The sequence below is a fragment of the Collinsella sp. LCP19S3_B7 genome, from assembly GCF_052121795.1.
Taxonomy (GTDB): domain Bacteria; phylum Actinomycetota; class Coriobacteriia; order Coriobacteriales; family Coriobacteriaceae; genus Collinsella.
On sequence record NZ_JBQKDO010000003.1, the window covers coordinates 130,263 to 155,304 of the forward strand.

At 61.1% G+C, this 25,042-nt stretch carries 21 protein-coding genes, 1 tRNA gene and 1 riboswitch; of the genes, 18 read left to right on the forward strand and 4 right to left on the reverse strand.

The genetic code is table 11. From position 1 onward, the window contains the following. Positions 1 to 13 precede the first annotated feature (13 nt). Positions 14 to 1,477, reverse strand: coding sequence for a M20 family metallopeptidase (locus tag ACTQW0_RS02325; RefSeq protein ID WP_441540264.1), 1,464 nt, complete (start codon positions 1,475 to 1,477; stop codon positions 14 to 16). A 304-nt stretch (positions 1,478 to 1,781) separates the two neighbouring features. On the opposite strand from ACTQW0_RS02325, the gene ACTQW0_RS02330 reads away from it, so the two are divergent. The 12 genes from ACTQW0_RS02330 (at position 1,782) to ACTQW0_RS02385 (ending at position 16,325) form a co-directional block, all read left to right on the forward strand. Continuing rightward, positions 1,782 to 3,425 carry an amidohydrolase gene (locus tag ACTQW0_RS02330; protein ID WP_441536872.1) on the forward strand — a complete coding sequence of 548 codons (1,644 nt, stop codon included), beginning with the start codon at positions 1,782 to 1,784 and terminating at the stop codon, positions 3,423 to 3,425. A gap of 920 nt (positions 3,426 to 4,345) precedes the next feature. Then, a complete protein-coding gene (gene groES, locus ACTQW0_RS02335) occupies positions 4,346 to 4,639 on the forward strand; it encodes a co-chaperone GroES (protein ID WP_427718293.1) in 294 nt (97 codons plus the stop codon). A gap of 96 nt (positions 4,640 to 4,735) precedes the next feature. Beyond that, the gene (groL, locus tag ACTQW0_RS02340; RefSeq protein ID WP_154514811.1) at positions 4,736 to 6,373 is read left to right on the forward strand and encodes a chaperonin GroEL; all 1,638 of its coding nucleotides are present in this window, start codon (positions 4,736 to 4,738) and stop codon (positions 6,371 to 6,373) included. A 372-nt stretch (positions 6,374 to 6,745) separates the two neighbouring features. Continuing rightward, positions 6,746 to 6,938, forward strand: a riboswitch (FMN riboswitch). A gap of 5 nt (positions 6,939 to 6,943) precedes the next feature. Beyond that, a complete protein-coding gene (locus tag ACTQW0_RS02345; protein WP_441540266.1) occupies positions 6,944 to 7,534 on the forward strand; it encodes an ECF transporter S component in 591 nt (196 codons plus the stop codon). After that, on the forward strand, positions 7,531 to 9,435 hold the full coding sequence (locus ACTQW0_RS02350; protein WP_441566746.1) for an energy-coupling factor transporter ATPase: 1,905 nt from the start codon (positions 7,531 to 7,533) through the stop codon (positions 9,433 to 9,435). Before ACTQW0_RS02345 ends, ACTQW0_RS02350 begins: the two co-directional genes overlap by 4 nt. After that, positions 9,435 to 10,235 (forward strand): energy-coupling factor transporter transmembrane component T family protein, encoded by an 801-nt coding sequence (locus ACTQW0_RS02355; RefSeq protein WP_441560700.1) that lies wholly within the window; start codon positions 9,435 to 9,437, stop codon positions 10,233 to 10,235. The genes ACTQW0_RS02350 and ACTQW0_RS02355 overlap by 1 nt, the downstream gene beginning before the upstream one ends. Before the next feature lie 30 nt (positions 10,236 to 10,265). Next, on the forward strand, positions 10,266 to 10,712 hold the full coding sequence (locus ACTQW0_RS02360; protein ID WP_441560698.1) for a pyridoxamine 5'-phosphate oxidase family protein: 447 nt from the start codon (positions 10,266 to 10,268) through the stop codon (positions 10,710 to 10,712). A 54-nt stretch (positions 10,713 to 10,766) separates the two neighbouring features. Further along, positions 10,767 to 11,177 carry a pyridoxamine 5'-phosphate oxidase family protein gene (locus tag ACTQW0_RS02365; protein WP_427718303.1) on the forward strand — a complete coding sequence of 137 codons (411 nt, stop codon included), beginning with the start codon at positions 10,767 to 10,769 and terminating at the stop codon, positions 11,175 to 11,177. Positions 11,178 to 11,437: 260 nt separating this feature from the next. Continuing rightward, the gene (gene argC / locus ACTQW0_RS02370; RefSeq protein ID WP_427795080.1) at positions 11,438 to 12,508 is read left to right on the forward strand and encodes an N-acetyl-gamma-glutamyl-phosphate reductase; all 1,071 of its coding nucleotides are present in this window, start codon (positions 11,438 to 11,440) and stop codon (positions 12,506 to 12,508) included. Between the two features lie 134 nt (positions 12,509 to 12,642). Further along, entirely contained in the window at positions 12,643 to 13,911 is a 1,269-nt protein-coding gene (gene argJ / locus ACTQW0_RS02375; protein ID WP_441560696.1) for a bifunctional glutamate N-acetyltransferase/amino-acid acetyltransferase ArgJ, read from the forward strand. An 81-nt stretch (positions 13,912 to 13,992) separates the two neighbouring features. Then, positions 13,993 to 14,973 (forward strand): acetylglutamate kinase, encoded by a 981-nt coding sequence (argB, locus tag ACTQW0_RS02380; protein WP_427718310.1) that lies wholly within the window; start codon positions 13,993 to 13,995, stop codon positions 14,971 to 14,973. 68 nt (positions 14,974 to 15,041) lie between these two features. Then, positions 15,042 to 16,325: an aminotransferase class III-fold pyridoxal phosphate-dependent enzyme gene (locus tag ACTQW0_RS02385; RefSeq protein WP_441560694.1), complete on the forward strand. Its 1,284-nt coding sequence runs from the start codon at positions 15,042 to 15,044 to the stop codon at positions 16,323 to 16,325. 537 nt (positions 16,326 to 16,862) lie between these two features. Here ACTQW0_RS02385 and ACTQW0_RS02390 read toward each other — a convergent pair. The 3 genes from ACTQW0_RS02390 to ACTQW0_RS02400 form a co-directional block, all read right to left on the reverse strand. After that, positions 16,863 to 16,938 (reverse strand) — tRNA-Val (locus tag ACTQW0_RS02390). Between the two features lie 57 nt (positions 16,939 to 16,995). Continuing rightward, positions 16,996 to 18,864, reverse strand: a complete 1,869-nt coding sequence (asnB, locus tag ACTQW0_RS02395) for an asparagine synthase (glutamine-hydrolyzing) (protein WP_441015131.1) — start codon at positions 18,862 to 18,864, stop codon at positions 16,996 to 16,998. A 278-nt stretch (positions 18,865 to 19,142) separates the two neighbouring features. After that, positions 19,143 to 19,283 (reverse strand): hypothetical protein, encoded by a 141-nt coding sequence (locus ACTQW0_RS02400; protein WP_441566748.1) that lies wholly within the window; start codon positions 19,281 to 19,283, stop codon positions 19,143 to 19,145. Positions 19,284 to 19,485: 202 nt separating this feature from the next. On the opposite strand from ACTQW0_RS02400, the gene ACTQW0_RS02405 reads away from it, so the two are divergent. From ACTQW0_RS02405 to dtd, 6 genes are all read left to right on the forward strand, one after another. Continuing rightward, the gene (locus ACTQW0_RS02405) at positions 19,486 to 21,003 is read left to right on the forward strand and encodes a Mur ligase family protein (protein ID WP_441566750.1); all 1,518 of its coding nucleotides are present in this window, start codon (positions 19,486 to 19,488) and stop codon (positions 21,001 to 21,003) included. A gap of 130 nt (positions 21,004 to 21,133) precedes the next feature. Further along, positions 21,134 to 22,045, forward strand: coding sequence for an HAD family hydrolase (locus tag ACTQW0_RS02410; protein ID WP_427747684.1), 912 nt, complete (start codon positions 21,134 to 21,136; stop codon positions 22,043 to 22,045). A gap of 53 nt (positions 22,046 to 22,098) precedes the next feature. After that, positions 22,099 to 22,983 carry a glutamate racemase gene (gene murI, locus ACTQW0_RS02415; RefSeq protein WP_441566752.1) on the forward strand — a complete coding sequence of 295 codons (885 nt, stop codon included), beginning with the start codon at positions 22,099 to 22,101 and terminating at the stop codon, positions 22,981 to 22,983. A 52-nt stretch (positions 22,984 to 23,035) separates the two neighbouring features. Further along, on the forward strand, positions 23,036 to 23,761 hold the full coding sequence (rph, locus tag ACTQW0_RS02420) for a ribonuclease PH (protein WP_117799672.1): 726 nt from the start codon (positions 23,036 to 23,038) through the stop codon (positions 23,759 to 23,761). Positions 23,762 to 23,903: 142 nt separating this feature from the next. After that, positions 23,904 to 24,545 carry an RdgB/HAM1 family non-canonical purine NTP pyrophosphatase gene (gene rdgB, locus ACTQW0_RS02425; RefSeq protein ID WP_118206636.1) on the forward strand — a complete coding sequence of 214 codons (642 nt, stop codon included), beginning with the start codon at positions 23,904 to 23,906 and terminating at the stop codon, positions 24,543 to 24,545. A 3-nt stretch (positions 24,546 to 24,548) separates the two neighbouring features. Then, positions 24,549 to 24,995 (forward strand): D-aminoacyl-tRNA deacylase, encoded by a 447-nt coding sequence (dtd, locus tag ACTQW0_RS02430; RefSeq protein ID WP_117797049.1) that lies wholly within the window; start codon positions 24,549 to 24,551, stop codon positions 24,993 to 24,995. Positions 24,996 to 25,042 lie beyond the last annotated feature (47 nt).

Here is a 25,042-nt window from a genome sequence, read left to right on the forward strand (position 1 = left end):
GGTCGCGATTCGACTACTCGTTGTGCTTCTCCTCGTGACGAGCGGCGGTGCGAGCTTCGTGGATGCCCTTGATGGCGGCATGGCGGGCGGTGCGGGCGTCGTGCATGGCGTCGCGGGCCTCGGCGGCCGTTGCCTTGGCAGAGCGTAGCTTGGCTGCCAGATCGGGATTGGTCTCGGCAACCGCGGCGATAGCGGGGCCGTCGAGCTCCTCTTGCGTGGGCTCGGCCAAAAAGTCGATGGCATACTGAGCGGCCACCATGGAGCCCTTGGCGAGCACGCTCTCGTCGATCTTATAGAAGCAGGAGTGCTGGGCGTACGTGGCGCCAATCTTGGGGTTGCGCGTGCCCACAAAGGCAAGCACACCCGGTACACGGCGCAGGTACTCCGAAAAATCCTCGCCCGAAAGCGTGCCGCGATAATGGCCTTCGCCGGCTGCACCCAGACACTTGACCACGGCCTGACGACAACGCTCACTCGAGGCGACGTCGTTTTCGACCTTGTAGTTGGCGATGGTGTAGTCGGTAAGTTCAGCCTCGGCGCCCAGGGCCGCCGCAGTGTGCTCTACGATGCGGCGCATGAGCTCGGGCATTTCCTCGTGCGTCGAATCGCCATAGGTGCGCACCGTGCCGGCGAGGTAGGCGGTACCGGCGATAACGTTGCGCGCGGTGCCGCCGTGCAGCTCGCCGACGGTAATGACGGCCGGCTCGTAGGGGCTGATCTCGCGCGAAACGATGGTCTGCAGGGCGTTGACGATCTCGGCCGCCACCATGACGGCGTCGTGGCCGCGCTGGGGCATGGCGCCGTGGCACGAGGTCCCGCGGACATCAATGCGGAACCAGTCGGTATTGGCCATGCGCGGACCGGGCTCGCAGCTTACGGTGCCGGCGTTGACCTCACTCCAGATGTGTGCGGCGTAGGCGCCATCGACGCCGTCGAGCACACCCGTGCCGATCATGAGTTTGGCGCCTTGGCCGTTTTCCTCACTGGGTTGGAAGACGATGCGGACCTCGCCGTGGATGTCGTCGGTCATATGGCGCAGGATCTGCAGCGTGCCGAGCATCATGGCAATGTGGCAGTCGTGGCCGCAGGCGTGCATGCAGCCCTCGTTGACGCTGGCGAACTCCTCGCCGGTCTGTTCGGTGACGGGTAGGGCGTCGATATCCGCGCGCAGCAGGATGCGGCGGCGCGGCGTGCCGTCCTCGCGGTAGGCGTCGGGTGCGGTGCCGCGAAGGGTCGCCACCAGGCCCGTCTTAAGCGGGCGCTCGTAGGGGATATTCATGGCGTCGAGCTGGTTGGCGATGTCAGAAGTCGTGCGCTCTTCGGCGAGGCTCAGCTCCGGGTGCTTATGGAAGTGCCGGCGCTGCTTGATGATGTAGGGCTCAAACTCGGCGGCGATATCTTGGATGGCTGCGGTGACGTCATCAGCCGCGCGGGCCTCGGTCGCTGCCATAATCTGCTGTGCCTTGGTCTTCGTCATGGTCGATTTGCTCCTTGCTGGTTTATCGCAAAATCGTACAGGCTCTTTCCAGTATGCCACCTGCCACTTGGGGACGGGGCAGAAATGGTAGAAATGGATACCTCCGTAACCTTGATAGGTGCAAATTGCTTGTGCACGCAGCCTTGGATGCGGATTTCAAGCTTGAAATCTACCATTTCTACCCCGTTCCCAAGGGGCAGGCGGGGCCGTTGGGGTTGGGAAAGGTGCCGTTTACCGCTTGACGTTTTGCAACTGTGGCGGTGGAGTACACTCGGGGGTGTTGAATTTCCTGCCAGAGATGGGGATGCCCATGCAACATATCGATCGGATTATCCGCTCTAAGAACGTCTTTACCTCGCAAGACGGCATCGATACCGCCCGTGAGCTGGCGATTGCCATCGCAGGCGACCGTATCGTCGCAGTCGGCAAGCCCGATGACGTGATCGCCGCCGCGCCTGCCGCCACGCCGGTTATCGACTACGGCGAGCAGTTTGTCTGCCCCGGTTTCCATGACGCTCATCTGCACTTCTTTCATACCTCGGTCGGTTCCTCGCCGTATATGCTTATGGATGGGGGCACGTCCGAGGTGGCGCTGGTGCAGCACGTGCTCGAGTTTTCCCAGGATCTGCCCGACGACGCTTGGGTTGTGACGCAGGGCTGGCGCGACTACCGTTGGGACCCGCCCGAGCATCCTACCAAGGCGTCGCTCGATGCGGTATTTCCCGATCGTCCCTGCGTTATGTACTCGGGCGACGGCCACACGCTGTGGCTCAACAGTCGCGCTCTCGAGGCGCTCGGCGTCACGCGCGATAGCGAGCCGCCAGCGGGCGGCAGCTACGACAAGGACGCAAACGGTGAGCTCACGGGCATTGCTCACGAGGCGGCCGCCATGCAGCTGTTGCCGCGCTGCCTTGAGTGGCTGGGCGAAGATCGCATCGCAAGCGCTTACGCCGATCAAATGAGGCGCATGGCCGAGCAGGGCATCACCTCGATCTGCGACATGTCGCTCATGCCCATGCCGGGCTGCGATTTTATCCGCGACGACGTCTACGACAAACTGCAGACAGCCGGCAAGCTGGGCATTCGTGCCCATCTGTTCCCCACGCTGCTGGATGACCAGTCGCGTCTAGAAGAGCTGCAGGCACGTTACGCGAACAACGCACTGCTTTCGGCGCCGGGCTTTAAGCAGTTCTTTGACGGTGTGTCGAGTGAACATACGGCATATCTCACCGAGCCCTATACCAATCCGCGCTTCCCGGGCGACCAAGGCCGTCTGACGGTTTCCGCCGAGCGCATGCGCAAGCTGGTTCTGGCGGCTGCGGAGCGCGGCCGCGCCGTGCGCATCCACGTTATCGGCGACGGTGCGATTCATGCCGCGCTGGATATCTTCGAGGAAGCCGCCGGTCTGTACGGCCTGCCCCAGCACGGCCACAACACGCTCGAGCACCTGGAGAACCTCCTGCCCGAGGACATCGACCGCCTGCGCAAGCTCAACGTGATCGCCTCGAGCCAGCCCTGCCACATTACGCTCGACCCGGGTGGACCGGAGCGCGATTTGGGCTTGGAGCGCAGCCGCATCATGTGGCCGTTCGCAACCTATAAACAGCGCGGCATTCGCCAAGCCTTCGGTACCGACAGCCCCATCACGCCCGTTACCAGCATGGACGTGCTCTACACGGCTATCACGCGCCAGGACCCCAAAAGCCACTGGCCCGAGGGCGGCTGGTTACCGAGCGAGCGCATCGACGCGGCAACGGCTTTGCGCAACTACACCTTGGGCAGCGCCTATGCAGCAGGCGACGAGCAAAACCTCGGCAGCTTGGAGCCCGGCAAGTATGCTGACCTGGTAGTCCTGGACCAAAACCCGCTCACTGTTGACCCCCAAGAGCTGCAAGCCACCAACGTTCAGGCCACCTACCTGGCAGGTAACGTAATCTACGAGCGCTGATGCTCATGCCGTGTCGTTAAACGCGGCCCGGGCGACTTATTTTGGGATGGCGCTCGAGCCACGTCTGCATATCGGTGGGGACTCGTTATGAGCGTCCCTGCTCTGCCGGATTTGTGCGTGGGGTGGAGGCGCTGCTGCCCCGCGCGTTCAAATTGGACATTTGCAATGCTGCCTCATGGTGTTTGCATACTTCCCATTACAGATTGCATAAAAAGGTTGGGATGTTCTTTCTGGCCCTGATGTACCCCCGCCTGGGCCGTGCAAAAAACGGAGTATTCAGCACTGCGAGCTCTGCCGGCGCCGTTGCGGTCGGGTAATGTCATGGGGATTGACGTTATTTTGGCGTCCGGGCAGGCACGAGGCATGCCTTTATGCCCTGATGGGGTCTGCCTGCCGACCCAAATCGCCGGTCGAAGGCGTCCTTGGGACCAATAAGATGTGTCTGGCGCGTATACAGCCATCCTGGTCTGCTGAATACTCCCAAAAATGCACGGTGCTCCCCAGGGGACCCGTGCGTGCAGCGAAAGCCATGCCCATGTTCCCATCCGCATCGCCATTTTGCTGCACTGACGTTTCTGAATGCCGGGCCCGAACTAGTTAACTTGGCTCCCGTGTGGCGCCGGAGAGGCGGGGTATAAGGTTTATCGCGAGTTCCGCACGAGCCGAAGGTCACGTAATGTGGCCTTCGTGCGAGCAGGACTGCCCGAGCAGGAAACCTTATGCCCCGCCCCTCCGGCGCCACACGGGAGCTGCGCACAAGTTATCCCCCCGGCATTCAGAAAATCTAAGTGCCAAAAAATAAGATTTTTTGACTCTATGTTGTATAACCCGCCATTCGTGGGTACCATTCAACGCGTACGCAAACAAATAGGGTTAATTCGCGTGGCATAACCACGCGGCCCAAAAAGGAGGAGACAAGCATGTCGTCTTTGAAACCGCTTGCAGATCGTGTTCTGGTCAAGCCCGACGAGGCCGAGCAGAAGACCGCTTCTGGTCTGTATATCGCCAGCAACGCTCAGGAGAAGCCGCAGCGCGGCACCGTCGTTGCCGTTGGCGCTGGCAAGGTCAACGACAAGGGTGAGCGCATCCCCATGGACGTCAAGGAAGGCGACGTTGTCATCTACGGCAAGTTCGGTGGCAACGAGGTCAAGGTCGACGGCGAGAAGTATCTGCTGATGCGCGCCGACGACATCTACGCCGTCGTCGAGGCCTAGTCTCATCAGGCTCTCTGATTCGTCTTTGAACGCGGTCGCCGCATAGGACTCGGAAGCGGCGACGTGAGTCACATTTCTTTTGGAGGATTACCTACCATGGCAAAGAACATTACGTTCAATACCGATGCCCGCGCTAAGCTCGCCAAGGGCGTCAACACTCTGGCCGATGCCGTTACCGTCACCATGGGCCCCAAGGGTCGCTATGTCGCCCTGCAGCGCACGTTCGGTGCCCCGACCATCACCAACGACGGCGTTTCCGTCGCCAAGGAGATCGAGCTCGAGGACAACATTGAGAACATGGGTGCCCAGCTGGTGAAGGAGGTCGCCACCAAGACCAACGACACCGTGGGTGACGGCACCACCACCGCAACCCTGCTCGCTCAGGCCATCGTTAACGACGGTCTTCGCAACGTCGCCGCTGGCGCCAACCCGCTGGCCATCCGTCGCGGCATCGACAAGGCCGTCAACGCCGCCGTCGCCGAGATGAAGAAGCAGGCCAAGCCGGTCGAGACCAAGGAGCAGATTGCTTCCGTCGGTACCATCTCCGCCGGTGACCCCGAGGTCGGCGAGAAGATCGCCGAGGCCATGGAAGTCGTGGGCAAGGACGGCGTCATCACCGTCGAGGATTCCCAGACGTTCGACATCACCATCGACACCGTCGAGGGCATGCAGTTCGATAAGGGCTACGTCTCCGCTTACTTCGTCACGGACAACGACCGCATGGAGGCCGTGATGAAGGATCCGTACATCCTCATCACCGACCAGAAGATCTCCAGCGTCCAGGACATCATGCCTGTTCTCGAGGCTGTCCAGCGCGCTGGCCGTGGCCTGCTCATCATCGCTGAGGACATCGACGGCGAGGCTCTGCCCACCCTCGTCCTCAACAAGATCCGCGGCGCCCTCAACGTCTGCGCCGTCAAGGCTCCGGGCTACGGTGATCGCCGCAAGCGCATTCTCGAGGACATCGCCGTCCTCACCGGTGGTCAGGCTGCTCTGGACGAGCTGGGCGTGAAGGTCGCTGACATCACCGCCGATATGCTCGGTACCGCTAAGTCCGTCACCATCTCCAAGGACAACACCGTCATCGTCGGCGGCGCTGGCTCTAAGGAGGCCATCGACGCCCGTATTGCTCAGATCAAGGGCGAGATGGAGAACACCACCTCTGACTTCGACCGCGAGAAGCTCCAGGAGCGCCTGGCCAAGCTCTCCGGTGGCGTTGCCGTCATCAAGGTCGGCGCTGCCACCGAGTCCGAGCTCAAGGAGATCAAGCACCGCGTCGAGGACGCCCTGCAGGCAACCCGCGCTGCTGTCGAGGAGGGCATTGTCGCTGGCGGCGGCGTCGCCTTCATGGACGCTGTGCCTGCGCTTGATGCAGTCGAGATCGACGACCCCGAGGAGAAGATCGGCGTCGACATCGTCAAGAAGGCTCTGACCGCTCCGGTCGCAACCATTGCCAAGAACGCTGGCTTTGAGGGCGCTGTCGTGGTCGACAAGGTCGCCGAGCTGCCCGCTGGCCAGGGTCTCAACTCTGCCAGCGGCGAGTGGGGCGACATGATCGAGATGGGCGTCCTCGACCCCGTCAAGGTCAGCCGCGTCACCCTGCAGAACGCTGCTTCTGTCGCCAGCCTGATCCTCATCACCGAGGCCACGGTTTCCGATGTGCCCAAGAACACTCAGCTTGAGGATGCTATCGCTGCTGCTACCGCTGGTCAGCAGGGCGGCGGTATGTACTAAGGCCGACAAGGTCTAGAACTCCCACCGGGAATCCCGGGGGCGTGACGGGGCTTCTCTCCGGAACGTCCTCGGACATGCAAAGAGGCTCCGCATCGCGCTTCGCGCTGCGGAGCCTCTTTGCGTCCTGCGGAATGTTCCGGAGAGAAGCCCCGTCACGCCGCCGGGATTCCCTGCGTTTACGGCCTTGAGGTCGGCTCGCGGAGAAGGACATGGTTGATGGGGGTACGTGTCCCTTTCGCTGTTTCGCGGCTTTGCCGCGAAAAGCGCGTTACTGTGGGATGGGTGGGGAACGTGGTTGTTGCGGCAACTGATCCCCACCATAAATTACCCATGGCATACTTGCGCGAAAGCCTACCCGTGCTAGACTTGGAATTGCTGTTTCAGGGCGGGGTGAAATTCCCCACTGGCGGTAAATCGGACGGTGCCAGAGGGGCGCCGTGGCGCAGGCGAGGTGCCTGCGTCCGAGCCGATGAGTCCGCGACCCGTGCGTGCGTTGGTTCGCATGCCGGCTGAACTGGTGAGATCCCAGTACCAACGGTTAGAGTCCGGATGAAAGAGGCAGGTGATCTTATGTCTGAACAGTCGCAGCATATCCATTTTGAGAACACGAATAGGTGGAGCACCAAACAGCTCGTTACCATGGCGCTGATGTGCGCCTTGGGCGCCCTGTTTATGTACGTGCAGCTGCCCATCCTTCCTTCGGCGCCGTTTTTGACCTACGACCCGTCGCTGGTGCCGGCGATGGTGTGCGGGTTTGCGTATGGTCCCGGCGCCGGTACTGCTGTTGCCGCTATGGCTATCGTTATTCACGCGCTCACCACGGGTGACTGGGTCGGTGCGCTTATGAACCTGGTTGCCACGCTGGGCTACATTCTGCCCGCGGCTATCGTCTACCAGAAGATGCATACCTATAAGGGTGCCGTGATTGGCCTGGTGTTCGGCGTCATTACCGCTACGGCGCTGTCTATGGTCGCAAACCTTACCATTGGCGTATGGTTCTGGTATGGCTCGGTCGATGCGATCGCCCCGCTCATGGTTCCTGCCGTGCTGCCGTTCAACCTTATCAAGACCGTGCTCAACTCGGTGCTCACGCTTGCAGTGTACAAGGCGGTCTCCAACCTCATCACGCCTAAAAAGGACCAGGTCAAAGGCCGCGCATGATTGATTGTCGAGGCGTTTCCTTTAGCTATGACGGTGTCACGCCGGCGCTCGACGGTATCGATCTGAACATCGAGGATGGCGAGTTTCTCTGCATCCTCGGCGGCAATGGGTCGGGCAAGTCGACGTTTGCCAAGCATCTGAATGCGCTGCTGCAGCCCGATGCAGGAACGGTGCGTATCAACGGCATGGATGCATCAGATCCCGAGTTGGTCTACGACATTCGTTCGACCGCGGGCATGGTGTTCCAGAATCCCGATGATCAGCTGGTGGCAACGCTTGTCGAAGATGACGTTGCGTTTGGTCCCGAAAACCTTGGCGTGCCATCGGCACAAATTGCGCAGCGCGTACGCGAGGCGCTGAAGGGTGTGGGCCTGGTGGGCTTTGAGCGCCACGAGACCCATGCACTTTCGGGCGGCCAAAAGCAGCGCGTGGCGCTTGCCGGCGTGCTCGCCATGGAACCGCGCGTGCTCATATTGGACGAGGCTTCCTCGATGCTCGATCCGCGTGGACGTAAGGGCCTCATGAAGGTTTGCCGCGCGTTGCACGATCGCGGCATGACCATCGTGATGATTACGCACTTTATGGAAGAGGCCGCCGAGGCCGATCGTGTCGCGGTGTTTCGGGCGGGGCGCGTTGCCATGCTCGGTGCGCCCGAGGAAATCTTGACGCGGGCGGACGAACTTGCCCAGCTCAACCTGGATATGCCGGCGTCGTGCTCTCTAGGTAGGGCACTCCGCGCGAAGGGCGTACCCGTTTGCGCGCAGGTGCGTGAGGTGGATATGGTCGCCGAGATTGCACAGGTTTATGCTGAGCGGAGCGGGGCGGACGTCGCTGGGCGGCCCTCCGCATCCGATTCTCGTGTGCTTGACCATGCATCCTCTGCAGCCGGCGGGATGGTCGCGTCGGAGCCCGTCATCGAGATTTCGCACCTCTCGCATAGTTACACGCTGAGCGCCCGCGAGCGCCGCCGATGGCGCAAGCGCTCGACCACTGTGGGCGCATCGGGCAAACAGGCTCTTTGGGGCAGCGATCCAAACAGCCCCTGGGCGCTACGTGATGTTTCGCTGACGGTGCGTCGCGGCGAGTTTCTGGGCCTGGCGGGTCATACCGGCTCGGGTAAATCAACGCTGGTTCAGCATCTCAACGGGCTGATTCGTCCACAGGAGGGGAGCGTTTGCGCACTGGGACTCGACCTATCAAGCAAGAAAGGCGCCGCCGCGGTTAAGGCCAAGGTCGGCGTGGTGTTTCAGTATCCCGAGCGCCAGCTATTTGCCGAGACCGTGGCGCAGGACGTGGCGTTTGGCCCGCGCAACCTTGGCCTGCCGCAAGACGAGGTTGTTCGCCGTGTCGCAACATCGCTTGCGCGCGTGGGCCTCGACCTTGCCGCGATAGGCGACAAGAGCCCCTTTGAGCTTTCGGGCGGTCAGCAGCGCCGCGTGGCGTTTGCCGGCGTGCTCGCCATGGAGCCCGAGGTCCTGGTGCTCGACGAGCCCATGGCGGGGCTCGATCCGGCTGCGCGCAGGGATTTCCTGGAGCTTATCGATCGGCTCCATCGTGAGGGCCTGACCGTTGTCATGGTTTCGCACAGCATGGATGACCTGGCAAATTGTTGCGACCGTATCGTTGTGATGAACGAGGGCGCGGTGTTTGCCGATGGAACGCCCGCACAGGTTTTTGCGCACGCGAACGAGCTCAAATCGATCGGTTTGGGCGTTCCCGCTGCGCAGCGCATGGCATTGTCGCTCGTGCAAGCCGGTGTGGCGCTCCGCTGCGACAAGCTTTATACGGTTGAGGCGCTGGCCGACGAGTTGGCCGGCATGCTGCTAGGCTGCGCGGACGGACCTTTGAGGGCGTCGCGTCAGGCTGGTTCCAAGATGGCCACGCAAGAGGAGGGCTGCTAATGGAGGCATTCTCATTTGGCAGCTACTATCCGGGGGAAAGCGCAGTGCATCGCCTGGATCCGCGCACTAAGTTGCTCCTAGGTTTCGCATTTCTGATCACTGCGCTCACCGTCGGCAGCTTCCGCGGGCTGGTTCCGATCGCAATTTTTGTCGTGCTGGTCTATGTCGCGGCCCGGGTTCCGTTGCGTCGGGTCCTATCGTCGATGGCACCACTGCTGGCGATTGTCGTGCTGGTCGCGGTGCTCAACCTGTTTTCCGATCAGAGTGGCCGCATCCTGTGGCAGTTTGGCTTTTTGCAGGTGAGCGAGGGCTCGCTGCGTTCTGCGACGTTTATGGCGTGTCGCCTGACGATGATGATGGCCGGCATGAGCGCCATTACGCTCACCACGCCGACGCTCGACCTCACCGCGGGTTTTGAGCGCCTTCTCGCACCATTCGCGCGTGTGGGGCTTCCGGCGCACGAGCTCGGCATGATTATGGGTATCGCACTGCGATTTATGCCACAATTTGCCACCGAGATGAAGCAGACGGCCGATGCACAGGCAAGCCGTGGCGCGCGCGTGATGGGCGGTCCGCTCGGTGGCGTGCGCATGCTCGGCAGTGTGGCGATTCCGCTGTTTGCTGGCGTGTTCCGTCATGCCGAGACGCTTTCGGCCGCCATGGATGCGCGCTGCTATCACGGCGAGCGGGGACGCACGCGTCTGCATGCGCTTACGTTTGGCCGCGGGGATGCACTGGCCGCGGTGGCGATGGCGCTGCTGGTGGCATGCGTTGTCGTTATCAATCTTCAACTCGTCTAAGCTCGATTCGAGCGCAAGAAAGGGGTCTCTATGACCGACATCGATCGCACGGCTCAGCTCGAGCGCGTCTGCTCGTATCTCAGACGCATTCCGGCGTGGTATCTTGCCACGACCGATGCAAACGACGGGCATCAGCCCCGCGTGAGGCCGTTTTCGTTTGCCATGATCGATAACGACAAGCTGTGGTTTTGCACGTCGCGCGACAAGGACGTGTGGGCGGAGTTGAGCAAGAATCCCAAGTTTGAGGTATCGGGCTGGAAGCCGGGGGAGTGCTGGATCGTGTTAACTGGCGAGGCCGCACTCGAGGACGATGCATTCGTGAGTGACAAGGTGCGCCAGACGGGCTTTAAGCACATGGTGGGCATTGGCGAGCAACACGATAGTGCCAACGATGGCCGCCTTGCGTTCTTCTCGGTCCGCAACATCGCCGCTCGGTTCTGCGATATCGACGGCAGCGAAGAGCTCCTCGAGCTTTAATTTCCCAAATTAGCTGCCCATTCCAAAAAGACTGGTCAGATGACAGGAGGAAACGTGGACGGATTGAATACGGTGCTGGAGTATCTGACGTCGGTGCCGGCGTGGTACCTAGCGACGAGCGTGGACGGGCAGCCGCATGTGCGTCCGTTCTCGTTTGCGCAGATTCAGGACGGCAAGCTGTGGTTTGTAACGGCGCGCACCAAAGATGTGTGGCAAGAGCTGCTGCAAAACCAGCGCTTTGAGGCCACGAGTTGGTGGCCGGGCCATGGTTGGTTGATCCTGCGCGGACGTGCGGGTCTGGACGACCGGGCTTCGGATGAAATGCGCGAGGCCGGGTGGAAGCATCTTGAGCGCTTGAGCGAGCACTATGAGGGGCCTAACGATCCCACGCTCGTCTTCTTTAGCGTCGAGGACCCCGAGGCTTTTATCTGCAATCACGACGAATGGGTTCCGGTCGAGCTCTAGGCTGCTCTGGGCGACCCTTAAGTTTGGTATTCCGTATAAGGTGGGCTCTGCATTGGCCAGCAGCATGATGCGCTGCGGCTAATGCAGAGCTCGCTTTTTTGTCAATTCCTACAAGCGAATGTGTCGGGTATGTTTCAATGCATGAAGACACAAATTATTTGCGTAAATATGCATTCTCGGGTGCTAAAGTTTCAACCTACCTCATAACGACGGCTGCGGAATGCGCAATGACGCATAAGACCGCAGACAAGGAGTCCGATATGTCTTTAAAGGTTGGAATCGTCGGCGCGGCTGGATATGCCGGCGCCGAGCTTATTCGCCTCGTGCTCGGCCATCCCGAGTTTGAACTTGTTGCCATTACGTCCAACGCCGATGCCGGCCAGCTGCTGTCCGCGGTGTATCCCAGCTTTGCTGGCGTGAGCGATCTGGTTTTCACCACGCATGACGCCCCTGAACTTAAGAGCTGCGATGCGGTTTTTCTCGCCGTGCCGCACACGGCTGCCATGGCACAGGTGCCCGCTCTGCTTGCATCGGGTGTCTCTTGCTTTGATCTTTCGGCCGATTACCGTCTGAGCGACGCGTCCGTCTTTGAGACATGGTATGCCGCCGAGCACACGAGCCCCGAGTTGCTCAAGACACGTGCCTTCGGTCTGCCCGAGTTGTTCTGCCAGGACTTAGAGACCGCTGCATCCGACCACGCCGACGGAAAGCCCGTACTGGTCGCCTGCGCCGGTTGCTATCCCACCGCAACGAGTCTTGCTGCCGCGCCTGCCGTGCGTGCGGGCTGGGTGGCCCAGAGCGGCCCCGTAGTCGTCGACGCCATCAGTGGCGTGACGGGTGCCGGTAAGTCGTGCAACACCCGCACCCATTTTTGCAGCGCGGACGAGAATCTGGAGGCCTATGGCGTAGGAAAACATCGCCATACGCCAGAAATCGAGCAAATTCTGGGCCTTACCGATCGCGTCGTCTTTACTCCGCACCTGGCACCGCTCAAGCGCGGCCTGCTCTCTACGGTGACGCTGCCGCTCGCAACGCAGGCTCTCGAAGCGCTGACTCTTGAGGATGCCGTCGACCATTACAAGAAGTTCTACGCCGGTCGTACCTTTGTGCGCGTGCTCGATGCCGGCCAGCAGCCAAAGACGGCTTCGGTTGTCGGTACCAATGCCGCCCAGATCGGCCTTGCGCTCAACAAGCGTGCGGGCGTGCTGGTGGCGACGGGCGCCATCGACAATTTGTGCAAGGGCGCTGCGGGCCAGGCGGTCCAGTGCGCCAACATCGTCTTTGGTTTTGACGAGCGACGAGGCTTGCCCACAGTGGCGTGCCCGGTGTAGCACATTCGATTATTAACGATTTGGTAGTCGGGTATCGAGTTTGGCGCCACTTTTAAGCTGGTCTCATGATTGTGGCTGGCATGGCGCACCAACCGATGCCCATTTTTTGTTTGACATAAGGAGTCGTAAAGACGATGAATGCTGAGCAGTTCGATATCAAGATTCGTGCCGTAGAGGGCGGCGTAACGGCGGCAGCCGGCTTTAAGGCGGCGGGCATCCATGCCGGATTCCGCAAGAATCCCGCGCGCCTGGATTACGCGCTCGTTGTGCCCGATAAACCCTGTCCCGGGGCCGGCGTGTTTACGACTAACCGCTTTTGTGCGGCGCCCGTGCAGGTGAGCCGTGCCAACCTGGGCGGTACGGACAAGGGCTATGGCATCATCGCCGGTGTTTCAATCAACTCCGGCAACGCGAACGCCGCCACGGGCGAGACCGGCCTTGCCTGTGCGCGCGAGACGTGCAACATCGCCTCGCAGATCATTGGCTGTGAACCCCAACAGATTTTAGTTGCCTCCACGGGCGTGATCGGACAGATTCTGCCGATCGACACGTTTGAGACGGCAATTCCGTCCGCCTACGAGGCACTCTCTGCCCATGGCGGCGCCGATGCAGCCCGTGCCATCATGACGACCGATACGCATTCCAAGGAGTATGCCGTGTGTTACCGCAGCGAGGCCGCGGGGCACGCAGGCAATACCTATACGGTGGGCGGCATGTGCAAGGGATCGGGCATGATCATGCCCAATATGGCCACCATGATCGCGGTCATTACTACCGATGCCCCCGTCGAGTCGGCGGCGCTCCATACCCTACTGCTCTCGACCGTTAAACAGACCTTTAATAAAGTGACGGTCGATTCCGATACCTCGACCAACGACACCTGTATCATGCTGGCTTCTGGCGCTGCCGCCGCGGATGCCGAGGCCGTCGTCGAGGGCACTGACGCCTTTGACGAGCTGGCCTTTGCCGTGCACGAGGTGTGCGAGAGCCTGGCGCGTAACATCGCGGCCGATGGCGAGGGTGCGTCAAAGCTCGTGACGGTTAACGTCACCGGCGCCGCCAACGACGAGGAAGCCGATATCGCCGCCCGCGCCGTCGCCAACTCGCCACTCGTCAAGACCTGCATCGCTGGCCACGACTGCAATTGGGGTCGCGTTGCCATGGCGCTCGGCAAGTGCGGCGTAAAGTTTAATCAGGAAGACGTTTCCATCGACATGATGGGCTTGCCCGTCTGCCGCGATGGCCTGACTGTTCCTTTTGACGAGGACGAGGCCCTGCGACGTTTTGAGGCGCCCGAGATCGTGATTTCGGCCGACCTGGGCGCAGGCGACGCGGCAACGACCGTGTGGACCTGTGACCTCACGCACGAGTACATCTCAATCAATGGTGACTACCGCTCCTAGATTCCAGGCACGCTGCGCATCTCGCCGCGATTGCGGGCAGCGGAGCACAGCGCGATAACGATACGAAAGACGAGGCAGATTATGAAATTCGCACGCGATTGTCGTTCGAGCGAATCCAACGAAGCAACTGCGCAGCTGCTGTTCGAAGCGCTGCCGTGGATTAAAAACCTGACCGGCAAGACGGTCGTTATCAAGTATGGCGGGGCCGCCATGGTAGACGAGCAACTGCGTCGCGACGTGATGAGCGACATCGTTTTGCTCAAGATTATCGGCATGCGCCCCGTCATCGTGCATGGCGGTGGTAAAGCCATCAACGAGGCGCTGAGCCATTACGATATGCCCGTCGAGTTTAAGAACGGCCAGCGCGTGACCACGCCGGCGACCATGGATATCGTGCGCGAGGTGCTGGGCGGCAAGGTTAACCAAGAGCTGGTGGCGGCAATCAACCACCACGGTAACTTGGCCGTGGGCGTATCGGGCAGCGACGCCGGCACGCTCATCGCCGAGCCGCTCGACCCCGAGCTCGGACGCGTGGGCAAAGTGACGCATGTCAACACCGACTACATCGAGAACTTGCTCGATAGCGAGTATATTCCCGTCATCGCTACCGTCGCGGCGGGGGAGGACGGTGGCTTCTTCAATATCAACGCCGACACCGCCGCCGGTGCCGTTGCGGCGGCGCTCCACGCGCACAAGGCGATCTTTTTGACCGACGTCGACGGCCTGTACAAGGACTTTAGCGATAAAGACTCGCTCATCTCCAACCTAACGCTCGACGAGGTTAATGAGATGCTCTACGGTGGCGAGGTCGATAAGGGCATGATTCCCAAACTGCGCGCGGCCGTCGATGCGCTTGTCGGCGGCGTATTTCGCGCTCACATCATTAACGGTACCACGCCGCATTCGCTGCTCCTGGAGCTGCTGACCGATGCCGGCGTCGGCACCGTGATCCACTCTACCGAGACGGCCTACGAATTTGATACGCACCCGCACCCGCTTTCGACCTTTGCGGCGCGCCTGACCGAGAACCTCGACGAGGTCGAGAAGCTCCAGACGGTCTAGCTGGTTAGAAATCGTCACACCGTTACACCCACAGTCCGCGCCACCTGGCGCTTAACGAAAGGCATCTCATGTCACTTGCAGCTCAACAATCGCTCGAATCCCACTACGTTATGCAAACCTTTGGCCGCTCGCCGGTCGAGTTTGTCGAGGGCCACGGCATGAAGCTCACCGGCGACGATGGTCGCGAATATCTCGATTTTCTTGCAGGTATTGGCGTATGCAGCCTAGGCCACGGCAACCCGGCGGTGCTCTCGGCGCTCGAGGCCCAGGCCAAAAAGCTCCTGCATGTCTCCAACTACTTCTACATTGAGCAGCGCGGCCAGGTCGCGGCGTTGCTGTCCAAGCTCGCTAACGACGATGCGGACGGTGCGCGCGTGCTTGCCGACGCGATTGCCGCTGGCGACGAGACCACGGCGGCGGCGCTTGGCGCTCCGGCTGCGGGCGAGCAGGTGTGGGAGACGTTCTTTGCCAATTCCGGTGCCGAGGCCAACGAGGGCTCTATGAAGCTCGCGCGTCTGTATGCCCAACGTGCCGGCAACGGTGGCAACACCATCGTGTGTATGCGCGGCGGATTTCATGGTCGTACGCTCGAGACCATTGCCGCGACCATGCAGGATTGGCTGCAGGACAGTTTCCGCCCGCTGCCGGGTGGCTTTGTGGCATGCACACCCAACGATGTAGATGAACTGCACGCAATCTTTAAGCAGCTGGGAAGCGAGATTTGCGCTGTGATGCTCGAGCCGATTCAGGGCGAAAGCGGTGTGCATCCCATGACCGAGGAGTTTATGGCGGCGGCGCGCGACTTGGCACACGAGGTGGGTGCCGTGCTTATCGCCGACGAGGTCCAGTGTGGTATTTTCCGCTCCGGCAAGCCGTTCGCGTTCCAGACTTATGGTGTGGAGCCCGATATCATGAGTCTTGCCAAGGGCATCGCCGACGGCGTGCCCATGGGTGCCGTGGTGGCAAAGAAGGAAATCGCTGACATCTTTAAGCCCGGCGACCATGGTTCGACCTTCGGCGGCAGCTGCTTGGCCATCGCGGCGTGTGCCGCGACGCTCTCCGCGCTTGTGCGCGGTGACTACGCAGACCATGCCGCCAAGGTGGGTGCCTATATGGAGGCAAGGCTCGCCAAGCTGCCGCATGTTACCGAGGTGCGTGGTCGCGGCCTAATGCTCGGCTGCGATTTGGACGATGCTGCGGGTGATGCGCACGACGTTGTGGCTCGCGCGTTGGTGGCTGGTGCCGTGATTAACGCTACAGGTGCACATACACTGCGCTTCTTGCCGCCGCTCGTGTGCGAGGAAGCCGATGTGGACAGCCTAATCGAGATCCTGGCGGGTGTTTTAGCTTAGCGTCATCAGGCATAGAGCAGTTTGAAGCGGGTTCCAGACCGTCACGTGCCGTTTGGCGCACGATTGGGCGAACTGGAACCCGTTTTGCTATCGATTTACCATGGCTGGGATAGGCCGTATGCAAACAAAAACGGTCCCCTTGCGAGGACCGTTTCCAATTCAGTGGTGGGCGATGAGGGATGTCCGCGTGCGGCTGGCGCCGCCCGCGCCCCGCTTCGTCGCTCCGCTCCTCGCGTGCTGCGCTGGAAAACGCTTCGCGTTTCCTCAGCTCCGCACCCTTGCGGGTTCGAATCCCATGCACCGGGCGCAAACAAAAACGGTCCCCTTGCGAGGACCGTTTCCAATTCAGTGGTGGGCGATGAGGGATGTCCGCGTGCGGCTGGCGCCGCCCGCGCCCCGCTTCGTCGCTCCGCTCCTCGCGTGCTGCGCTGGAAAACGCTTCGCGTTTCCTCAGCTCCGCACCCTTGCGGGTTCGAATTCCTCTGCACTGGGCCCAAAAAGGAAAGGCCCCCATCGCTGGGAGCCTTTTCAATCAAGTGGTGGGCGATGAGGGATTCGAACCCCCAGCCTTGTGCGTGTAAAGCACCTGCGCTAACCGTTGCGCCAATCGCCCGCGGGAATTGAGTATAGCGGAAACCCTGCGGGGTTCACCGCTAATTCATAACGAAATCTAAGCGGAGACTTCGGTGCCCTTGTTCTCGTCGATAAAGAAGCGCTTGTACCAAATGAGGAACGTCAGCGTGGTATAGATCTTGCGCTGGTTGAGCGCGCGGCCCTCAAAGTGATCGTCGAGCAGCTTCATGAGCGCATCGGTGTCAAAGAAATCGGCAGCCCACGGTGCGGTGAAGTACTCCTTGACGTAGTCGTAGTATTTCTGCTCGCGCAGCCAGAACTTAACTGGCACCGGGAAGCCAACCTTCTTGCGTGTTGCCCACTCATCGGGCAGCGTGCGATTGGCGGCGTGGCGCAGGACAAGTTTGCAGCCCTCTTCGTTGACACGGTAGTTGGCGGGAATATGCTCGGCGAACTCCATGACCTTTTTGTCCAGGAACGGAACGCGGAGCTCCAGGGAGTGTGCCATGCACATCTTGTCTGCCTTGAGCAGGATGTCGCCCGGAAGCCACATGTTCATATCCAGATATTGCTTCTTAGAGAGCTCGCAGCAGTCGGGGACCTGCTTGTAGTACTCTGCGCACATTTCGGAGGCGTTCTTGCCGGTGTCGTAAGCTGGCTTGAGAACCTCGTCAACCTCGGACGGGTCGAACACCTTTGCCTGGCCCACGTACCAGCGCTCGGGGACCTCGGCGCACTTGGTCAGGAAGTTGTGACCTTTAAAGTAGGGGAGATGCTGAACGAGCGAGCCCAGGGCACGGCGCACGCCGAGCGGCACGCGCTTCTTGAAGGATCGCATCTCGGGGGTGTCCTCGTACCACTCGTAGCCGGCAAACAGCTCGTCGGCGCCCTCGCCCGAAAGGACGACGGTAACTTCCTCGGCGGCCATCTGTGCCAGATAGTACAGCGGCACGCTGGAGAGGTTCGATTGTGGCTCGTCCATGTGGTACTGGATATCGGGTAGCGCGTCGAAGAACTCGTCGGCGGTGATCATCTTGCGCACGTTCTTAATGCCAAGCTTGTCGGAAAGCTCGGCGGCATAGTTGGTCTCGTTGAAGTTCTTGTAGTCAAAGCCGACGGAATACGTGGTGTCGGGCATGAGGCAGGCGGCAATGTAGCTGGAGTCGACGCCGCCGGAGAGGAACGAGCCAACTTTAACATCGGCGATGCGGTGCGCGGCAACGCTCTCGTGCACGACCTTGTCGCACTCGTCCACGTACTCCTCGAAGCTCTTGGAGTTGTCATCGGTAAAGTCGCAGCTCCAGTAGCGCTTGATGTCCATAGTGTTGGTCGTAAGGTCGTACGTAAAGCAATGCGCGGGGGCAAGCTTGAACACGCCCTTAAAGAACGTCTCCTCCGTGGCAGGGAACTGCAGCGTGAGGTAGGGACGCAGCGCGTCGCGGTTGACGGCCTTCTCAAACTTGGGGTGGTCCAGGAAACTCTTGATCTCGGAGCCAAACAGCAGCGAGCCGTCGGAGGCCCGGTAGTAATAGAACGGCTTGATGCCAAAGATGTCACGGGCGCCGAAGAGCTTGTTCCTGTTCTGGTCGTGAATCACGAACGCATACATGCCGCGCAGGCGGTTGACCAGGTCCTCGCCCCACGCCTCGTAGCCGTGCACCAGGACCTCGGTGTCGGCGTTGCAGTGGAAGACGTAGCCGGCAGCCTCGAGCTCGGCGCGAAGCTCCTGGAAGTTGTAGATCTCGCCGTTGAAGACGATGGTGACCTTGCCGTCATCGCTCGACATGGGCTGAGCGCCAGCCTCGGAAAGGTCGAGAATCGAAAGACGGCGGAAGCCGAGGGCGACGTTATCGACGATGTGCTGGCCACCCATATCCGGCCCGCGATGGATGATGCGATTCATCATGGCCGTGAGAACCAGCTCACTCTGTTCATCTGTACCGGTAAAACCGACAAAACCGCACATGCAAGATCCTTTCTGCTGACGGCTTAGGTGCGCTGCCGCAAGGTTTGCAGCAGTCGATATCAATCAATCCTTACTATCATGCCAATCTTTTGCTTCGTGATGGGGCATAAGCGCCGAGGGGACCGAAAAACCACGGCCCGCACGTTGGGTGAAGCGGCGGGCCGTGACTGCGACGATTGCTGTGTGCGAGAGCGCGAGAGGGGCTAGCGCTTGCCGCGCTTGGCAAGGCGGTGCTCTACCTTGGCGACGACGTGGATGAGCGGAATCGTCACAACCAGCTAGTAGGGTGCGGCGCAAATATAGGGTGTGATGTTGCCCGTGGTGGTCGTGAGGTTTTTGGAGAACAGCATGAGTTCCATAACGCCGACGCTCGAAAGCAGCGACGTGTCCTTGTAGAGCATGACAAACTCACTGGTCATCCCCGCATCGCGCGCATTTGTAGGGCGGGGGTTTTGTTATTTCGAATTAACCGTGCGCTGGTCCTTGCAAGTTTTTAGGGTGCTGAGACACTCGCAAGGTCAGGTGGCATATTAGGATGGTTGATAATACAGGGGCGCGACCGGATTCATCTGGGACGGTTTTTGCTCTTTTAAGGTTAGGTTTAGCGAGAAAGGTCGTTATATGTCGGGTACGACGAAGGAGAAGCTGGCTTTGATGCGCTATGTGGAGCTGCTCGAGGCCGAGGCCCTTGTTGTTTCCAAGCCGGATACTCTTTGCGACCAGCGCATCGAGTTTGCGACCGACGACTCGCGCCAGGTACGTCCGGGCACATTGTTTGTCTGCAAGGGCCGTGCGTTCAAGCCCGAGTATCTGGTCTCGGCGATTGCCGAAGGCGCCGTGGCGTACGTGTCCGAGGTCGATTACGACGTCGATATTCCCGCTGTGATCGTCAACGATATCCGCCGTACGCTCGCTGTGGTGGCGGACGCCTATTACGGTCATCCCTCGGGCAAGGTGAAGGTCTGCGCTTTTACGGGCACCAAGGGCAAGTCGACCTGCAGCTTTTATCTGCGTGGCATTCTTGCCAACGAGGCTAAGCTCACGGGCCGTCATCGACCAGCCCTCAACACGGGTATCGAGTTCGATGACGGTATCGAGGCCGGTCCTTCTAAGCTAACGACCCCCGAGTCCTTCCTTTTGCAGTCGCGTATCGCACATGCCGCCGAGGCGGGCGCTCCGTGGCTGGTCATGGAGGCGTCGAGTCAGGGCCTCAAATACGAGCGTACGGGCAAGATTGACTTTGAAGTGGGCGCCTTTACCAATATCGGTGAGGACCATATCTCGCCGATCGAGCACCCCACGCTCGAGGATTACTTTGCCAGCAAGCTCAAGATTTTTTCGCAGAGCCGCTTTGCCGTGGTCAACCTCGATATGGACCACGTCGACCGCGTGCTCGAGGCGGCGTCCCGCTGCGAGCGCACGGTGACGTTCTCGCTGGCCGATGGACGCGCCGACGTGCGCGCGTTGGCGATTCGCAACGGCGATTGCGGCGTGATCGCCACGGTCCGCACGCCGCGCTTTACGCGTGACATCGTGATCCCCACGCCCGTCAAGTTCAATGTGTCCAATGCGCTTGCCGCCATTGCCTGCGCCGAGGCCCTCGGCATTTCCGAAGAGGGCATCATCCATGGCTTTGAGGGCGTCTTTGTTCCCGGTCGCATGGAGCTCTATCCGTCTGCATCGGGCAAGATTTTGGGCGTCGTTGACTATGCGCACAACGGCATGAGCCTCGAGACGCTTTTGCGCGACCTGCGAGAGAACTATCCCGAGCGCGAGCTGGCGGTTGTCTTTGGTGCAACGGGAGGCAAGGGTGTCGATCGCCGTACTACGATGGGTATCGCTGCCGGCAAGTACGCCGATCGCATCGTGATTACCGAGGACGACCCGGGCCCCGAGGACGTCGAGGACATCTGCGCCGAGATCGCGCGCAATGTCCAGGCGCAGGGAAACGATAGCTGGCAGATCGTGTGCGACCGCCCCGCCGCTATCGAGACGGCCGTGCGCGAGACCGACCGCCCCGCTGTGGTTATCGTGACCGGCAAGGGCGAGGAGGAGTGCATGCTGCGCAAGAACGGACCCGAGCCCTGCGAGCGTGATGGCTCGGTTCTCAAGCGCATCCTTGCGGCGTACGACGCCTAAGCGCTGCTGCCTTTAGGATGGCGTTTGTGGATCCTCGACGCCCGATGATGCAGTGCCTCTCAAGCGTGTTCACCTTAGGGAAAACGCGGTATCAAGATTAAGCCTTTTCTACGTAATAAATGGAGTGACCATGTCCCACAACACCCTGCCGACCGTTGCCGAGCTTTCGGGCGAGATGCGCGAGCGCCTTGCCAAGGTCAAGTACGTCTTTACCGATCTGGACGCCACGATGCTCGCGCCCGGCTCGTGCGTGCTGCGCGACAACGACGGCAATCCCTCGACCAAGCTCGTCGAGGCCGTCGTGGCGCTTGCCCGCGCTGGCATCCAGGTAATTCCCACCTCGGGTCGCAACCGCACCATGATCCACGAAGATGCCCGCGTGCTCGGCCTCAACTCCTACATTGGCGAGATGGGTGGCCTGGTCATGTACGACCTCAAGGCCAACGACTGGGAGTATCTGACCGGCGACATGCCTTACGACCCCGCCTGCGGCCTTACGCCGCACCAGGTGATTGAGCAGACCGGCGTGTGCGAGAAGATTCTCGCTCGCTGGCCGCACAAGATCGAGTACCACAACGACATGTCGACTGGCTATAAGTACCGCGAGGTCACCGTCGGCATGCGCGGCGATATTCCCGATGACGAGGCGCAGGCCATCCTCGACGAGGCCGGCTGCGGTCTGGTCTGGGCCTGCAACGGCCACTTGACTCATCTGTCCAAGCCGACGACCCTCGAGCTCGATCGCGTCGAGGACGGTCGTGCCTTTAACATCAATCCGTCGGGTCTCGACAAGGGCGTGGCGGTCGCGCGTTTCTGCGAGCGTCTGGGCATCGAGCGCGACGAGACGCTGGCACTCGGCGATTCCGAGTCTGATTTCTACATGGCCGACCACGTGGGCACGTTCTGCCTGGTCGAGAACGGTCTGACCAGCGCCGGCGCGTCCGAGTTTCTTGCGTCCTGCGATAACGCCTTTGTCACGCGCGGCAGGATCGTTGACGGCTGGGCGGCGACGGCGGAGCTGCTCGTCGCGGCCCGTTCATAGCGCAGTGCCGTTACGCTTGGCCATATCTTTTCGAGAGAGAATCTGGTGAGGTAATGTCCGATATCGAGAATCTGGCCGGTGATACGCGCCCCATCGGCGTGTTCGACTCGGGCCTGGGCGGCTTGACGGTTGCGCGCGCGATTGCGACGGCGCTTCCGCACGAGTCCGTCTACTACTTTGGCGATACCAAGCGCTGCCCTTACGGCACCCGCACCGAGGACGAGGTACGCTCGTTTGCGCTACAGGCGGGGCGCTGGCTTTCGAGACACGACGTCAAGATCATGGTCATCGCCTGCAATACGGCGACGGCAGCGGCGCTTCGCCTGGCCCAGCAGGTGCTCGATGTCCCCGTGATTGGCGTAATCGCGCCGGGCGCGCGTGCCGCCATCAACAGCACCCGCACGCGCCGTGTGGGCGTGCTCGCCACCAATCTCACCATCCGCTCGGGCGCCTACACGCGCGCCATCCAGGACTTGGATGCCGGCGTGGACGTGTATGGCTGCCCTGCCTCGAGCTTTGTCGAGGTTGTCGAGCACGAGCTCGCCTCGGGCGCGCATCTGCAGGAGCAGTGGCTCGAGAACGAGGATATTTTTGATACGCCAGCCGTTCGCGCGCTGGTCAACACCACAGTCGAGCCACTGCACGATCGTGGCATCGATACCGTGGTGCTCGGCTGTACGCACTTTCCGCTGCTGGTGGGCCCCATCCGTCATGCGTTGGGGCCCGGGGTGCGCGTGGTGAGCTCCGCCGAGGAGACCACCCGCGAGCTGACCGATATCCTCACGCGCCGTGAGCAGCTGGCGGGCAACACCGCCGAGCCGCAGCATCGCTTTGCCACCACGTCCGACAACATTGCCGAGTTTGCGGTGGCGGGCAGCTTTATCTTTGGCCAGCCGCTCAAAAGCATCGAGCATGTCGATATCGATGAACTCGGTTAGGCACGCAATGTCGCCGGAGTCTTCGCCACTCTTTTGCCGAAAGGATAGTTCCATGGAATATATGCAGGTCAACCGCGCCAACGGCCGCGCCGCAAACGAGCTGCGTCCCGTTAAGCTCACCCGCGGCGTCATGAAGCACGCCCACGGCTCGTGCCTGGCAGAGTTTGGCGACACGCGCGTGCTGTGCGCCGCCACCATCGAGGAGGGCGTTCCGGGCTGGCGCAAGGGCGCCAAGGCCGGTTGGGTAACGGCGGAATATGCGATGCTGCCGGCGTCGACCGGCAAGCGCTGCAAGCGCGAACATGCCAACCGCAAGGGCCGTTCCATGGAGATCGAGCGCTTGATCGGCCGCAGCCTGCGCACCGTCGTCAACATGAAGGCGCTCGGCGAGTACACCGTTACCGTTGACTGCGATGTGATCCAGGCCGATGGCGGCACGCGTACGGCGAGCATCACCGGCGCCTGGGTGGCGCTGCACGACGCCCTTGCCATGTGGGTCGAGGCGGGCAAGCTCGAGCGCATTCCGCTTACCGGTCAGGTTGCCGCTATTTCCATGGGCGTCGTCGACGGCAACACCCTGCTCGACTTGGATTATTCCGAGGACAGCCACGCCGAGGTCGACATGAACCTCGTCGCCACCGACTCCGGCGAGATGATCGAGCTCCAGGGTACCGGCGAGCAGGCGCCCTTCGACCGCAAGCGTCTCAACGCCCTGCTCGATCTGGGCGACAAGGGCATCGCCGAGCTCATCGAGCTTCAGCGTCAAGCCCTCGCCTAACCTGCCAAAAGGGGATGTTGATTTTGGCAGGTTTAATCTGCGAAAACGCCGAAGTATAAGACTGCCGTTGATTGAGAGGGGAGAGGCCGAGGCCCTCGTCGTCCTCTACACGGCATTGCTATAAGAGACAAGGAGGCCAGCTATGGCACTTGAGAAGATTGACATCGACACCCTCGACCCGGCGGCGACCATTGTTGTGGCCACGGGTAACGCCCATAAGCTCACCGAGATCGAGGCCATTTTGGGCAAGGTCATGCCCGAGGTGCGCTTTGTGGCGCTCGGCCAGCTGGGCGATTTTGAGGACCCCGAGGAAAACGGCACGACGTTTTTGGAGAACGCCATCATCAAGGCGCAGGCTGCGGTCGAGGAGACGGGCCTTATGGCCATCGCCGACGATTCCGGCTTGGTCGTCGACGCGCTGGACGGCGAGCCGGGTGTGTATAGCGCGCGTTATGCGGGCGTACACGGCGATGATGCCGCCAACAATGCCAAACTTCTCGTTAATCTGGAAGGCGTGGCAGACGAGGATCGCACCGCACGCTTTATGAGTGTCGTTGCGCTCATCGACCAAGACGGCCTGGTCACCTATGGCGAGGGCGCCTGCGAGGGCGTTATCGCACACGAGGGCCGCGGCGACCACGGCTTTGGCTACGACCCGCTGTTCCTGCCGGTCGATACGCCGGGCAAGACTATGGCCGAGCTCACAGCGGACGAGAAGAACGCCATCAGCCATCGTTTCCATGCACTTGAGCACCTGTCCGCCAAACTCACGGGCGAGGAGTAGGCCGTGCGTGCGGTGGTGCAGCGCGTGCTCAACGCCGGTGTGACGGTCGACGGCGAGTGCGTGGGCCGCATTGGGCGCGGCTATCTGGTATTGCTGGGTGTGGGCCATGGCGATACGCGTGCCGAGGCCGATAAACTATGGGGCAAGCTCCGCGGGCTGCGAATCAACGAGGACGAGAACGGCAAGACTAACTTGGCGCTTGCCGATGTCGACGGCGAGGTGCTCGTGGTGTCGCAGTTTACGCTGTTTGCCGATTGCCGCCACGGCCGTCGTCCGTCGTTTACGGATGCTGGCGCGCCCGATGTCGCCAACGAGCTTTACGAGTACTTTCTGACGCTCGTCGCCCAGGACGTCGACCACGTGGCGCACGGCATCTTTGGCGCCGACATGAAAGTCGACCTGGTCAACGACGGCCCGTTCACCATTGTCCTCGATACCGACAATCTGTAAGTAGCCTAATTAGCTACTTGCGTGGGGTTGTAACAGGGTGCTATAGT

Coding starts and splice junctions, on each gene's coding strand:
- ACTQW0_RS02325 (WP_441540264.1), bottom strand. CDS start 1,477: ATGACGAAGACCAAGGCACAGCAGATTATGGCAGCGACCGAGGCCCGC.
- ACTQW0_RS02330 (WP_441536872.1), top strand. CDS start 1,782: ATGCCCATGCAACATATCGATCGGATTATCCGCTCTAAGAACGTCTTT.
- groES (WP_427718293.1), top strand. CDS start 4,346: ATGTCGTCTTTGAAACCGCTTGCAGATCGTGTTCTGGTCAAGCCCGAC.
- groL (WP_154514811.1), top strand. CDS start 4,736: ATGGCAAAGAACATTACGTTCAATACCGATGCCCGCGCTAAGCTCGCC.
- ACTQW0_RS02345 (WP_441540266.1), top strand. CDS start 6,944: ATGTCTGAACAGTCGCAGCATATCCATTTTGAGAACACGAATAGGTGG.
- ACTQW0_RS02350 (WP_441566746.1), top strand. CDS start 7,531: ATGATTGATTGTCGAGGCGTTTCCTTTAGCTATGACGGTGTCACGCCG.
- ACTQW0_RS02355 (WP_441560700.1), top strand. CDS start 9,435: ATGGAGGCATTCTCATTTGGCAGCTACTATCCGGGGGAAAGCGCAGTG.
- ACTQW0_RS02360 (WP_441560698.1), top strand. CDS start 10,266: ATGACCGACATCGATCGCACGGCTCAGCTCGAGCGCGTCTGCTCGTAT.
- argC (WP_427795080.1), top strand. CDS start 11,438: ATGTCTTTAAAGGTTGGAATCGTCGGCGCGGCTGGATATGCCGGCGCC.
- argJ (WP_441560696.1), top strand. CDS start 12,643: ATGAATGCTGAGCAGTTCGATATCAAGATTCGTGCCGTAGAGGGCGGC.
- argB (WP_427718310.1), top strand. CDS start 13,993: ATGAAATTCGCACGCGATTGTCGTTCGAGCGAATCCAACGAAGCAACT.
- ACTQW0_RS02385 (WP_441560694.1), top strand. CDS start 15,042: ATGTCACTTGCAGCTCAACAATCGCTCGAATCCCACTACGTTATGCAA.
- asnB (WP_441015131.1), bottom strand. CDS start 18,864: ATGTGCGGTTTTGTCGGTTTTACCGGTACAGATGAACAGAGTGAGCTG.
- ACTQW0_RS02400 (WP_441566748.1), bottom strand. CDS start 19,283: ATGACCAGTGAGTTTGTCATGCTCTACAAGGACACGTCGCTGCTTTCG.
- ACTQW0_RS02405 (WP_441566750.1), top strand. CDS start 19,486: ATGTCGGGTACGACGAAGGAGAAGCTGGCTTTGATGCGCTATGTGGAG.
- ACTQW0_RS02410 (WP_427747684.1), top strand. CDS start 21,134: ATGTCCCACAACACCCTGCCGACCGTTGCCGAGCTTTCGGGCGAGATG.
- murI (WP_441566752.1), top strand. CDS start 22,099: ATGTCCGATATCGAGAATCTGGCCGGTGATACGCGCCCCATCGGCGTG.
- rph (WP_117799672.1), top strand. CDS start 23,036: ATGGAATATATGCAGGTCAACCGCGCCAACGGCCGCGCCGCAAACGAG.
- rdgB (WP_118206636.1), top strand. CDS start 23,904: ATGGCACTTGAGAAGATTGACATCGACACCCTCGACCCGGCGGCGACC.